We start from the raw sequence: 11,483 nt of genomic DNA, 5'->3' as shown, positions 1-11,483 counted from the left end.
CGGAGGGTCACGAGTCGCACCGGGGAACGGCAGCGGGCTTCCCCCGGAGCCCGACGGCGTGTCCCGGCCCCGTCGGCGGCTACTCGAACCGGCTGGGGTCCCCCGCGCCCACGCGGACGATCTCCGGTTCACCGTTCGAGTAGTCGATGACGGTCGTCGGCACGGTGCCGCACTCGCCCGAGTCGATGACGGCGTCGACCACGTTGTCCAGCCGCTCCTTGATGTTCCAGCCCTGGGTCATCGGCTCCTCCTGGTCCGGCAGGAGGAGCGTGCTGGACAGGAGGGGCTCGCCGAGTTCGGCGAGCAGCGCCTGGACGACCGTGTGGTCGGGGATGCGGACGCCGACGGTCTTCTTCTTCGGGTGCATCAGGCGCTTCGGCACCTCCTTCGTCGCCGGGAGGATGAAGGTGTAGCTGCCCGGCGTGGCCGCCTTGATCGCGCGGAAGGCCGCGTTGTCGACGTAGACGAACTGGCTGAGCTGCGCGAAGTCCTGGCAGACGAGGGTGAAGTGGTGACCGTCGCCGAGGTGCCTGATCTCGCGGATGCGGTCGATGCCCGCTCGGTTGCCGAGGCGGCAGCCGAGCGCGAAGCAGGAGTCGGTGGGGTAGGCGATCAGGCCGTCGTTCCGGATGAGGTCGACGGCCTGGCTGATCGACCTCTTCTGGGGGTTGTCCGGATGAACGTCGAAGTACCTGGCCATGGGGGGAGCTTAGGGTCGATCGGCCCGCGCAACACGTCGAGGTCCACCGAGGCGGCGATGGCCTCGGCCCCGGCGTCGTTCGGGTGCAGGTGGTCGCCGCTGTCGAGGTCCGCCCGGTAGCGCACGGGGCGGGCCGGGTCGCGGAGGCGTTCGTCGACGTCGACGACCGCGGCGAACTCCGGGGTGGTCCTGATCCAGGCGTTGATGGCCTGCCTGGTCCGCTCCCCCTCGGGGCTGTGGAAGCCCTGGTGGACGGTGTCGCCGGACGGGGGCGGGGTCGCGCAGAGGGGCACCACCCCCGCCGCGCGGGCGGCACGGGCCGGGGTGGTGAGTCCCGCCACCAGCTCGTCGGCCGTGGGTCGCGGGGTGGACAGGCCCAGGTCGTTGACGCCCAGTTCGACGATCACGTGGGTGACGTCGGGCACGTCGAGGACGTCGCGGGCGAAGCGCCCCGGGCCGGACTCGCCGAAGCCGTCGCGGAGCAGGCGGTTGCCCGCGATGCCCGCGTTCCGCACCGCCGCGCCGAGCCGGTGGGCCAGGACGTCCGGGTAGCCGCGGGTCGTGCCGGTGCCCTCGGTGGTGGAGTCCCCGAAGCACACGACGGGCGCGCGGCTCGTCACGCCGACACGCCCTCCTCGGCGCTGACGAGCGAGTCGACGGCGGCGAGGAACGCGGCGATGCCGGGGAGGTCGGCGCCCTTCGCGCGGGAGGCCGCGACGTCCTCCGGGGTGCGCCGGCGGACGATGTCGAGCCACTCGCCGTCCGGGAGGCGGACGAGGTCGGCGTCGAGGAACCCGGCGCGGTCCTCGCGGAAGTCGGCGAGCATCGCCGGGCGGGCGGCGAGCAGGGCGTCGACCTTCGCCTGGTCGACGCGGAAGCGGGTCAGCTCGACCGTGGTGGCCATCGTCGGGGTCCTCCTCGTCGGCGCGCGTCGAGGAGGACGATACCGTCACCGATCGAGATAGTCACACTTGATGACTATATTGGCCGCGACAGCCGAAACCCCGGCGTGCGCGGTGGACCCGTGCGCGCCGAGGTCGTCAGGACGGGCGTTCTAGTCGTCGCCGCCGGGCGGCAGGCCGTCGTAGATCTTCTTGCAGTCCGGGCACACCGGCGAGCCGGGCTTCGCCGACTTCGTCACCGGGAAGACCTCGCCGCACAGCGCCACGACGTGCGTGCCCATGACCGCGCTCTCCGCGATCTTGGCCTTGCGCACGTAGTGGAACATCTTCGGCGAGTCGTCACCGGTGGAGTCGGTGCCCTGGGACCGCTCGTCGGTCTTCGGAAGCGTCTGGGTCGAGGTGCTCACCACACCATGATGCCCCACCGCTCGTTTTCGGCCTAGCGGGTCGGTCGGTCATCATTACCGCTCGTGACGACTACGAGGATCGCCGAAGAGGTCGCGGACGCGCTGGCGGAGAACCGGGCGGTGGTGGCGCTGGAGAGCACCATCCTGGCCCACGGGCTGCCGCCGGGCCGCAACCGCGAGGTCGCCGGACGGCTGGAGGCGGTCGTGCGCGCGGCGGGCGCGGTGCCCGCGACCATCGCCGTGCTGAGCGGCGTACCGGTCGTCGGGTTGAGCACCAACGAGCTGGACCGGGTCTGCGATCCGGCCAACGACCTGGTGAAACTGTCCCGCCGCGACCTCGGGCCCGCCTACGCGCTCGGCCGGGACGGGGCCACGACGGTCGCGAGCACGGCGGCGCTCGCGGACGCCGCGGGCGTGCACGTGTTCGCCACCGGGGGCCTCGGCGGGGTGCACCGGGGCGCGCACGACTCGTGGGACGTGTCGGCCGACCTGGACGTGCTGGCCACCACCCCGGTGCTGGTCGTGTGCTCGGGCGTGAAGTCGGTGCTGGACATCGGCGCGACCCTGGAACTGCTGGAGACCCGCTCGGTGCCGGTCCTCGGCTACCGGGTCGACCGGTTCCCCGCGTTCTACCTGCGCGAATCGGAGTTCGACGTGCCGTGGCGGGTGGACGACCCCAAGCACGTCGCCGCCGTCGTGGCCGCGCACCGCGACCGCGTTCCCGGCCGTTCCGGGGTGCTGCTGGCCAACCCGGTGCCGTTCGAGTTCGAGATGGACCGCGACCTGCACGACCGGCTGCTCGCGGACGGCCTGGAGCTGCTGAGGGCGCGCGGCGTGCACGGCAAGGACGTGACGCCGGTGCTGCTGGAGCACTTCCACGGCGCCAGCGGCGGCGTGAGCCTCGACACCAACGAGGCGCTGGTCATGTCGAACGCCCGGCTCGCGGCCGAGGTCGCCGTGGAGCTGGCCCCGTGACGATCGTCGTGGTCGGCGACGCCGGGCTGGACGTGGTCGCCCGGCACGTCGGCCCCATCCCGCACGGCGGCGACGTGCGGGCGAACGTGACCATCGAACCGGGCGGCGCGGGCGCGAACACGGCGGCGTGGCTCGCCGAGTGCGGCGCCGAGCCGGTGCTGGTGGCGAGGGTCGGCGCGGACTCGGCGGGCCGCCAGGTGCACGCCGAGCTGACGGCGGCGGGCGTGCGGTGCGCGTTCGCCGTCGACCCGGAGGCCGCGACGTGCTGCGTCGTGTGCCTGGTCGACCCAGGGGGCCAGCGCAGCATGCTGGCCGACCGGGGCGCGAACGCGCACTTCTCCCCCGCCGACCTCGATCCGGGGCTGCTGGCGGGCGCGACGCACCTGCACCTGTCCGGCTACGTGCTGCTCGACGCGTCCTCCAAGCCCGCCGCGCTGGCGGCGTTGGCCGCGGCGAAGGAGGCGGGGCTGACGACGTCGGTGGACCCGCAGGCGTCGGTGCTGCTGGACCTGGACCCCGAGGGGTTCCTGGACGACGTGCGCGGCATCGACTTCCTGATGCCGAACGCGGAGGAGCTGATCGCGCTCACCGGGTCCGCCGACCCCGCCGCGGCGAAGGCGCTGCTGGACGTCGTGGGCACGGTCGTGCTGACGTCCGGCGCGGACGGCGCGAGCTGGGTCGACCAGGACGAGGTCGTGTCCGTGCCCGCGGAGGTGGTGGAGTGCGTCGACTCGACCGGCGCGGGTGACGCGTTCGACGCCGGGTTCCTCGCGGCCTGGCAGCGGGGCGTGTCCAAGAGGGACGCCCTGCTCGGCGGGATCCGGGCGAGCGCGCGGGCCGTGACCCTGGTGGGGCCTCAGCCGTCGATGACGCGGTGATCCTTGCCGGACGCCGCGATGGCCTTGTGCTCCTTCTGGTAGCGGTTGGCCTTCTCGGACTTGCGCGGTGGACGGTCGTTCGCGATCAGGACGGCCATCCACGGCAGCGGGATGGACAGCACCAGGAACGCGACGGCCAGCCACCAGATGTCGATGAAGACCACGGCCAGGACGATGCACGGGATGCGCGCGCTCATCATGATCGCGTACTTCCGCTTCCGGGCCCTGTGCTGCTCGTCGAGGGACGGAGCGGCCTCGGTGATGAGCACCGGGGTGTCGTCACGCTCGGATGTGCTCACGACACCACCTCCACCTTCATCGTCCCACCATCGATACCCATCCAACACCCGCCGAAGCGGGGTGTGCACAACAGGGCCGACCTAGGATCCGGTCGTGGTCGCCCTCGATCGGCTGGTCGACGTGCTGGGGAGTCTCGGCACGCACCTGAGCTGCGCTCCCCGCGGACGCGACGTCGAGTTGCGCGGGGTGGCGCTGCACGACGCCGCCGAGCGGACACCCGCCGCTCCTGACGACGTCCTGCTGGGGCTGGGCATTCCCTCCGCCGCCGCGGCGGCTCGGCTGGTGGGGTCGACCGGGGCCGCCGTCGTGGTGCTGCACGGGCGGCCTCCGCTGGACGAGAAGGTGCTCGCGGCGGCTCGGCGGTCCGGGGCGGCGGTGCTGCTGGTGGACCCGTCGGTGCCGTGGAGCCAGCTGGCCTCCGTGGCGCAGACGCTGGTGCTCGGCGGTCAGCGGTCCGGCGACCTGTTCGCCGTCGCCGACGCGATAGCGGCCGTGGTGGGCGGGCCGGTCACCATCGAGGACCAGCAGTCGCGGGTGCTGGCGTACTCGTACCGGCAGCAGGACGTGGACCAGGTGCGGGTGCAGACGATCCTGGGGCGGAAGGTGCCCGAGGAGGCCCGTGCGGCTCTGGACTCCTACGGGGTGTTCGCGCACCTGGCGCTGTCGGACGAGCCGATCTTCGTGCCCCGGTTGACGGAGCAGCTGGGTGAGCGGCTGGTGGCGGCCGTGCGGGCCGGGCGGGAGTTGTTGGGGTCCGTGTGGGTGGAGGTGGACGGGCCCGTCGACGCGTCCCGCGCCGCGGCCCTGGTGGACGGGGCCCGCACGTCGGCCCTGCACCTGCTGCGGGCCCGCGCGAGCGCGGACCTGGAGCGGCAGGCCGAGGCGGACCTGGTGATCGCGCTGCTGGACACGCCGTCCGGGGCGCCCGCGGCGCTGGCCAGGCTGGGGTTGCCGCTGGTGGACCTGCGGGTGATCGCCGTGCAGGCCCACGTCGGGGACGCCGACCACGGGGCCGCGCTCCTGGCGTTCGAACGGGCCACCGCCGGTTTCGGGTGGTCGCGGCCGGGGCGCAGCGCGCTGTTCGGGAACGTGCTCTACACCGTGGTGCCGTGCGGGGACTCGGCCGCCGTGGCGGTGGAGTGGGTGCGGTCGCTGGAGCGGGAACTGCCCGCAGAGGCGACGGTGCTGGCGGGGATCGGCGGGGCCGCCGACGCGGTGCAGGTGTCCGCGTCACGGCAGGAGGCCGACGAGTGCTTGGCCCTGTCGGCGGGCGAGCCCGTCGTGTACGACACGGCTTGGGCGAGGGTGCTGCTGCACCGGTTGGCCGCCGCCGCGGACAGCGGGCGGCTGCCGGCGCGGGGGCCGGTCGCGGAGCTGCTGCGGCACGACCGGGAGCACGGGACGGCCTACGCCGAGACGCTGAGGGCGTGGCTGGCCGCCCAGGGGGACACGCGGGAGGCCGCTCGGGCCCTGTCGGTGCACCCGAACACGCTGCGGTACCGGATGCAGCGGATGGCCGAGGTGACCGCGTTGCCCCTGGACGACCCCGAGCAGCGGCTGGCCATGGCCATCGCGCTGGCCGTGCACGGGGAGCGGGGCTGAGCCGGGCGGGATGGAACCATGTGCCCGTGCTCCCTGACTTCTCCCCCGAGTTGACCTCGCGTCTCCGCGACGCCTTCCAGACCGCCGGTTACGACACCGACGGGGTGCTGGCCGCCCTGGGCGGGCAGGCCCACGCCGCCATGACGAGGGGTGAACCCGAGGCGGCCCGCCGGGCCACGCGGGACGCCGGGGCGCTGGGGACGTTCGTCCGGCTGTTCCTGCTGGGCGACGTCGAGTCCGAGGCCGACGTCACCACCGCGTTCAAGTCCGCGGACGTCGACCAGCTGCTGGCCGCCGAGGTGCTGCGGGCCGACCCCGGCGGTTTCCGGGCCGGGTTGGACGTCCGGCCGCACGACTCCTGGTGGGTGGTCGCCGACCTCGACGCCGAGCAGCGCGGTGGGCCCGTTCCACCCGACCACGTGCTGGGGATCGGGCAGGCCTCGATCAGCCTGGCCCGCGCCACGGCCCGCAGGCCCGTCGGGTCCCTGCTCGACGTGGGGACGGGGTGCGGTGTCCAGGTCCTGCACGCCTCCCGGCACGCGGAGCGCGTCACCGCCACGGACCTGTCCGAGCGGGCGCTGGCGCTGGCGAGGGGGACGTTCCTGCTGAACGGGCTGGACGTCGAACTCGGCAGGGGCGAGTGGTTCGGCCCGGTGGCCGGTCGGCGGTTCGACCAGATCGTCTGCAACCCGCCCTTCGTCGTCGGGCCGCCGCGCGTCGACTACACGTACCGCGACTCCGGGCTCGGCGGCGACGACGCCAGCGCGCTCGTCGTGCGGCAGATGCCCTCGTTCCTCAACGAGGGCGGTGTGGGGCAGCTCCTCGCCTCCTGGCTGCACCGCAGGGGTGAGGACTGGGGCGACCGGGTGTCCTCGTGGCTGCCCCGCGGCGGCGTCGACGCGTGGTTCGTGCAGCGGGACGTCGCCGACCCGGCGCTGTACGTGGGGACGTGGCTGCGGGACGCCGGTGTCGACCCGCGGTCGCCCGAGGGGCGGGAGAAGGCCGCCGTGTGGCTCGACTGGTTCGCCCGCAACGACGTGGAGGGCGTCGGGTTCGGGTTCGTCACGCTGCGGAGGACGTCCGGCTCGCACGCCGAGGTCGTCTGCGAGGACCTGCGGCACGCGTACGTGGACCCGCTGGGGCCGGAGACGTCGCTGTGGCTGGACCGGGTCGAGTGGCTGAGGGCCAACGGGTCCGCCGAGGCGCTGCTGGCGACGCGGTTCACCGTGCCCGAGTCGGTGCTGCTGGAGGAGGTGTCCTCGCCGGACGACGAGGGCTGGACGGCCGTCGTGCGCCGCCTGCACCGGCAGGACGGGCCGGGGTGGCAGCACGAGCTGGACGAGGTCGCCGCGGCGCTGCTGGCGGGGTGCAGGGGGGCGCTGCCGCTGGAGGACCTCGTGACGCTGCTGGCGTTCGCGCACGACCAGCCGGTCGACGGGCTGATCGCGAACGCCCTGCCGGTGGTGCGCGACCTGGTCCGGCACGGCATGTTGAGGCCCGCGTGAGAGCTGTTGTGTCGCGAGTCACACAGGCGAGCGTGACCGTGGGGGATCTGGTCGTCGGGTCGATCGACGAGCCGGGGCTGTTGGTGCTGCTCGGAGTGCACGTCGACGACGACGCGGCGATGGTTCCGGTCATGGCTCGGAAGCTGCACGAGCTGCGGGTCCTGAGGGACGAGGAATCGTGCGCGTCGACCGGTGCGCCCCTGCTCGTTGTGAGCCAGTTCACCCTCTACGGCGAGACGCGGAAGGGTCGCCGTCCCTCGTGGACGGCGGCCGCCCGGCCCGAACGCGCGGAACCCTTGATCGAGGGAGTGGTGCGGGAACTGCGACAAAAGGGTGCCCGAGTCGAAACAGGACGGTTCGGCGCGATGATGTCGGTGCGGAGCGTGAACGACGGACCGTTCACGGTTTTGGTCGAACTCTAGGACGCTCTCAGGAAATCCTCAGCATTGCGCGAGCAACGGGTGTGACGGCGGAGACGTCTTCATGTCAGGGAGGCGGGAACGAATTGGCATTCCGACGCGTTTCCCCAGTGTCCAGCCGGCAAGCGATGGGTACCCAGCGGGCCCCGACGCCGAAAGGCTCACTGCGCAGTGCAGCGCAGGTGTGTGACGCACCCGCACGCCAGCCCGCGACAAAGGGGGAGGGAGTTCCATGACCGTCCCGAGGGTCTTCGACCGCGAGGTCGACACCACCGTCAGCCACATCAGTCCCGCCGAACTCGACCTGGACGCTCAGGGTCCGGCCGCCGATCTCGTTCGAGTCTACCTGAACGGCATCGGCAAGACCGCCCTGCTCACAGCGGCGGAGGAGGTCGAACTGGCGAAGCGGATCGAAGCGGGCGTCTTCGCGCAGCACATGGCCGAGACCGCGAAGCGCCTGTCCCCCACGCGTCGCGAAGAACTGCGCGCGCTGGTGCGGGACGGCCACGTGGCAAAGAACCACCTGCTCGAAGCGAATCTCCGTCTGGTCGTTTCGCTGGCCAAGCGATACACCGGTCGTGGAATGCCGCTCCTCGATCTGATCCAGGAAGGCAACCTGGGTCTGATCCGCGCGGTGGAGAAGTTCGACTACACCAAGGGTTTCAAGTTTTCGACCTACGCGACGTGGTGGATCCGCCAAGCGATCACCCGCGGAATGGCGGATCAAGGTCGCACCATCCGCCTTCCCGTCCACCTGGTGGAACAGGTGAACAAGTTGGCGCGGATCAAGCGCGATCTGCACCAGCAGCTCGGCCGGGAAGCGACGACCGAGGAACTCGCCAAGGAATCGGGCATCAGCGCCGAGAAGGTCTCCGACCTGCTCGACCACGCCCGCGACCCGGTGAGCCTGGACATGCCGGTCGGCGCCGAGGAGGACGCCCCCCTGGGCGACTTCATCGAGGACTCCGACGCCACGGACGCCGAGAGCGCGGTCATCTCCGGCCTGCTCCAGGACGACCTGCGGCGCGTGCTGTCCACGCTCGACCCGCGCGAGCAGGCGGTCATCCGGCTGCGGTACGGCCTGGAGGACGGCCAGCCGCGGACGCTCGACCAGATCGGCAAGCGCTTCGGGCTGTCCCGCGAGCGCGTCCGCCAGATCGAGCGCGAGGTCATGTCGAAGCTGCGGCAGGGCGAGCGCGCGGAGAAGCTGCGGGCCTACGCGAGCTGACTCACCCGTTTGGCCGCGTTGACTTGTGATGCGGATCACGGCACGGTTCTGCTCTACACGGACCTGGCGACGCCCCCACCTCATCACGTGGGGGCGGTCGCCTACGAAGGAAGGTCGGGGCGGTCGGGGGCCGGCCCGGCCTTCCGCTATTGACGGCCCCGAAGGACGCGAATCACATCCCGGTGGAGCGGTAGGGCGACGTCGATCGGATACGTTTGTCGGATTCCGAAGCGCGCAAGGGAGCCCGCCGACGTGCCCACCACCACGTTCCAGTACACAGACGTCCTCCCGCTGGCGAAGGACACCACGACCGAGTACCGCCTCCTCACCGACGAGGGCGTGAAGGTCGTCGAGGCCGCGGGTCGAACGTTCCTGGAGATCAGCCCCGAGACGCTGACGCTGCTGGCCAAGGAAGCGATCCGCGACATCCAGCACCTGCTGCGCCCGTCGCACCTCGCCCAGCTGCGCGCGATCGTGGACGACCCCGAGGCCAGCGGCAACGACCGGTTCGTCGCGATGGACCTGCTGCGCAACGCCAACATCGCCGCGGGCGGTGTGCTGCCCATGTGCCAGGACACCGGCACCGCGATCGTCATGGGCAAGCGCACCGAGGGCGTGCTGACCGGCGGGACGGACGAGGAGGCGCTGTCGCGCGGCATCTTCGACGCCTACCAGGAGCTGAACCTGCGGTACTCGCAGATGGCGCCGACGACGTTCTGGGACGAGAAGAACACCGGCACCAACCTGCCCGCGCAGATCGACCTGTTCACCGCGCCCGGCACGGAGCCGAAGTACGAGTTCCTGTTCATGGCCAAGGGCGGCGGCAGCGCCAACAAGACGTTCCTCTACCAGGAGACGAAGGCGCTGCTGAACCCGAAGCGGCTGGCCGCGTTCCTGGACGAGAAGCTGCGCTCGCTCGGCACGGCCGCGTGCCCGCCCTACCACCTCGCCGTGGTCGTGGGCGGCCTGTCGGCCGAGCAGAACCTCAAGGTCGCGAAGCTCGCGTCCGCCCGCTACCTCGACGGCCTGCCGACCGAGGGCTCTCCGCTGGGCCACGCGTTCCGCGACACCGACCTGGAGCAGCAGGTCCTGGAGCTGACCCGGAACTTCGGCATCGGAGCCCAGTTCGGCGGCAAGTACTTCTGCCACGACGTCCGCGTCGTCCGCCTCCCCCGGCACGGCGCGTCCTGCCCGGTCGGCATCGCGGTGTCCTGCTCGGCGGACCGCCAGGTCAAGGCGAAGATCACCGCCGACGGCGTGTTCATCGAGCAGCTGGAACGCGACCCGGCGCACTTCCTGCCCGACGTCGAGGACGAGCACCTGTCGGACGAGGTCGTGAAGATCGACCTCACCCTGCCGATGGCGGAGATCCGCGCCGCGCTGTCCGCGCTGCCGGTGAAGACGCGGGTGTCGCTGACCGGACCGCTGGTGGTGGCGCGCGACATCGCGCACGCCAAGATCAAGGAGCGGCTCGACGCGGGCGAGGGGATGCCGCAGTACCTGAAGGACCACCCGGTCTACTACGCCGGTCCGGCCAAGACGCCGGAGGGCTACGCGTCCGGCTCGTTCGGCCCGACCACCGCGGGCCGGATGGACTCCTACGTCGAGGAGTTCCAGGCGGCGGGCGGTTCGCTGGTGATGCTGGCGAAGGGCAACCGGTCGAAGCAGGTCACCAACGCCTGCGAGTCGCACGGCGGGTTCTACCTGGGCTCCATCGGCGGCCCGGCCGCGCGGCTGGCGCAGGACTGCATCCGCAAGGTCGACGTGCTGGAGTACGCCGAGCTGGGCATGGAAGCGGTGTGGAAGATCGAGGTCGAGGAATTCCCCGCGTTCGTCGTGGTGGACGACAAGGGCAACGACTTCTTCTCGGAGACGTCCGCGCCGCTGCTCCAGGTCTCGTTCCGGAGGTAGCGGGCCGGGGAGGGGCGTGGAACCCCCTCCCCGCTCGCGGGGCCGCGTCGGTCAGGCGCTCTCCTGCCGGGCCTCCAGGACGATCTTGCGTTCGCCCAGCGGAGCCGCCAGCGTCACGTTGAGCGGCACGTCGCGGACCTCCTGGGTGCACACGCCGCCGCTGGGGGCGTAGTACGTGGTCACGAGGGTGATGATCACCTGGTCGGCCGCCTCGGCCGTGACCTCGGCGCTGGCCGTCTTGCAGCCGCCCGCCTGGCCGATCACCATCAGCGTCCTGCCGTCGGACCCGACCTGGACCTGCGACTTGTACGTCTCCGGCAGCACCGTGCCGTCGACGCGGGCGGGAGGCACCTCCGTCGGGCTGCCCGGCAGCGGTGTCGCGGACGACTGCGGCGGCTGGGACGGGACCTCGCTCTGACCCGGCGGGCGGACGGTCGACGACGGCAGCGTGGCCGAGCCCGGCGGGAGGCCGGAAGCCGGCGGCGAGACCGACCCGGACGTGGACGGGGCCGTGCTGGACGGTCCGCCCGCCCCGAACGGCTGGTCATCGCTACCGCACCCGGCCAGGGCACACAGTCCCACGGCGAGGGCGACGAGCACCTTGGCGTTCCTCATACCGCAAGGACGGTACAGGCGCCGTTCCGGTTGCAGGACCG

At 72.0% G+C, this 11,483-nt stretch carries 13 protein-coding genes; 7 read left to right on the top strand and 6 right to left on the bottom strand.

The genetic code is table 11. The features are described from left to right. Positions 1 to 79: 79 nt before the first annotated feature. From VFZ92_RS17175 to VFZ92_RS17160, 4 genes are all read right to left on the bottom strand, one after another. Positions 80 to 700 carry an L-threonylcarbamoyladenylate synthase gene (locus tag VFZ92_RS17175; protein WP_330876947.1) on the bottom strand — a complete coding sequence of 207 codons (621 nt, stop codon included), beginning with the start codon at positions 698 to 700 and terminating at the stop codon, positions 80 to 82. Then, positions 613 to 1,320 carry a GDSL-type esterase/lipase family protein gene (locus VFZ92_RS17170; protein ID WP_330876946.1) on the bottom strand — a complete coding sequence of 236 codons (708 nt, stop codon included), beginning with the start codon at positions 1,318 to 1,320 and terminating at the stop codon, positions 613 to 615. Before VFZ92_RS17170 ends, VFZ92_RS17175 begins: the two co-directional genes overlap by 88 nt. Then, positions 1,317 to 1,604 carry a hypothetical protein gene (locus VFZ92_RS17165; protein WP_330876945.1) on the bottom strand — a complete coding sequence of 96 codons (288 nt, stop codon included), beginning with the start codon at positions 1,602 to 1,604 and terminating at the stop codon, positions 1,317 to 1,319. Before VFZ92_RS17165 ends, VFZ92_RS17170 begins: the two co-directional genes overlap by 4 nt. 150 nt (positions 1,605 to 1,754) lie before the next feature. Beyond that, positions 1,755 to 2,009: a DUF3039 domain-containing protein gene (locus VFZ92_RS17160; protein WP_330876944.1), complete on the bottom strand. Its 255-nt coding sequence runs from the start codon at positions 2,007 to 2,009 to the stop codon at positions 1,755 to 1,757. Between the two features lie 63 nt (positions 2,010 to 2,072). Between VFZ92_RS17160 and VFZ92_RS17155 the strand changes: the two genes are divergently transcribed. Continuing rightward, a complete protein-coding gene (locus VFZ92_RS17155; protein WP_330876943.1) occupies positions 2,073 to 2,984 on the top strand; it encodes a pseudouridine-5'-phosphate glycosidase in 912 nt (303 codons plus the stop codon). Next, positions 2,981 to 3,862 (top strand): sugar kinase, encoded by an 882-nt coding sequence (locus tag VFZ92_RS17150; protein WP_330876942.1) that lies wholly within the window; start codon positions 2,981 to 2,983, stop codon positions 3,860 to 3,862. Before VFZ92_RS17155 ends, VFZ92_RS17150 begins: the two co-directional genes overlap by 4 nt. On the opposite strand, the gene VFZ92_RS17145 is transcribed toward VFZ92_RS17150, so the two are convergent. Next, positions 3,841 to 4,161: a DUF3099 domain-containing protein gene (locus tag VFZ92_RS17145; RefSeq protein ID WP_330876941.1), complete on the bottom strand. Its 321-nt coding sequence runs from the start codon at positions 4,159 to 4,161 to the stop codon at positions 3,841 to 3,843. The two genes, VFZ92_RS17150 and VFZ92_RS17145, sit on opposite strands and share 22 nt — an antisense overlap. A 94-nt stretch (positions 4,162 to 4,255) precedes the next feature. On the opposite strand from VFZ92_RS17145, the gene VFZ92_RS17140 reads away from it, so the two are divergent. The 5 genes from VFZ92_RS17140 (at position 4,256) to VFZ92_RS17120 (ending at position 10,827) form a co-directional block, all read left to right on the top strand. Next, positions 4,256 to 5,764: a helix-turn-helix domain-containing protein gene (locus VFZ92_RS17140; protein ID WP_330876940.1), complete on the top strand. Its 1,509-nt coding sequence runs from the start codon at positions 4,256 to 4,258 to the stop codon at positions 5,762 to 5,764. Between the two features lie 26 nt (positions 5,765 to 5,790). After that, entirely contained in the window at positions 5,791 to 7,269 is a 1,479-nt protein-coding gene (locus VFZ92_RS17135; protein WP_330876939.1) for a class I SAM-dependent methyltransferase, read from the top strand. After that, entirely contained in the window at positions 7,266 to 7,691 is a 426-nt protein-coding gene (gene dtd / locus VFZ92_RS17130) for a D-aminoacyl-tRNA deacylase (RefSeq protein WP_330876938.1), read from the top strand. Before VFZ92_RS17135 ends, dtd begins: the two co-directional genes overlap by 4 nt. Positions 7,692 to 7,920: 229 nt before the next feature. Next, positions 7,921 to 8,916: a sigma-70 family RNA polymerase sigma factor gene (locus VFZ92_RS17125; RefSeq protein WP_259622121.1), complete on the top strand. Its 996-nt coding sequence runs from the start codon at positions 7,921 to 7,923 to the stop codon at positions 8,914 to 8,916. Positions 8,917 to 9,168: 252 nt separating this feature from the next. After that, positions 9,169 to 10,827 carry a fumarate hydratase gene (locus tag VFZ92_RS17120; RefSeq protein WP_330876937.1) on the top strand — a complete coding sequence of 553 codons (1,659 nt, stop codon included), beginning with the start codon at positions 9,169 to 9,171 and terminating at the stop codon, positions 10,825 to 10,827. 51 nt (positions 10,828 to 10,878) lie between these two features. On the opposite strand, the gene VFZ92_RS17115 is transcribed toward VFZ92_RS17120, so the two are convergent. Further along, positions 10,879 to 11,442, bottom strand: a complete 564-nt coding sequence (locus tag VFZ92_RS17115; RefSeq protein WP_330876936.1) for a hypothetical protein — start codon at positions 11,440 to 11,442, stop codon at positions 10,879 to 10,881. Positions 11,443 to 11,483 lie beyond the last annotated feature (41 nt).

Source organism: Umezawaea sp. (genome assembly GCF_036375055.1).
In the GTDB taxonomy this organism is placed as follows: domain Bacteria; phylum Actinomycetota; class Actinomycetes; order Mycobacteriales; family Pseudonocardiaceae; genus Umezawaea.
This window is presented reverse-complemented; position numbering and strand designations above follow the sequence as displayed.

Excerpts from the sequence above, each read along its gene's own strand:
- VFZ92_RS17115 (WP_330876936.1), bottom strand. The coding sequence starts at position 11,442 with ATGAGGAACGCCAAGGTGCTCGTCGCCCTCGCCGTGGGACTGTGTGCC.
- VFZ92_RS17175 (WP_330876947.1), bottom strand. The coding sequence starts at position 700 with ATGGCCAGGTACTTCGACGTTCATCCGGACAACCCCCAGAAGAGGTCG.
- VFZ92_RS17165 (WP_330876945.1), bottom strand. The coding sequence starts at position 1,604 with ATGGCCACCACGGTCGAGCTGACCCGCTTCCGCGTCGACCAGGCGAAG.
- VFZ92_RS17125 (WP_259622121.1), top strand. The coding sequence starts at position 7,921 with ATGACCGTCCCGAGGGTCTTCGACCGCGAGGTCGACACCACCGTCAGC.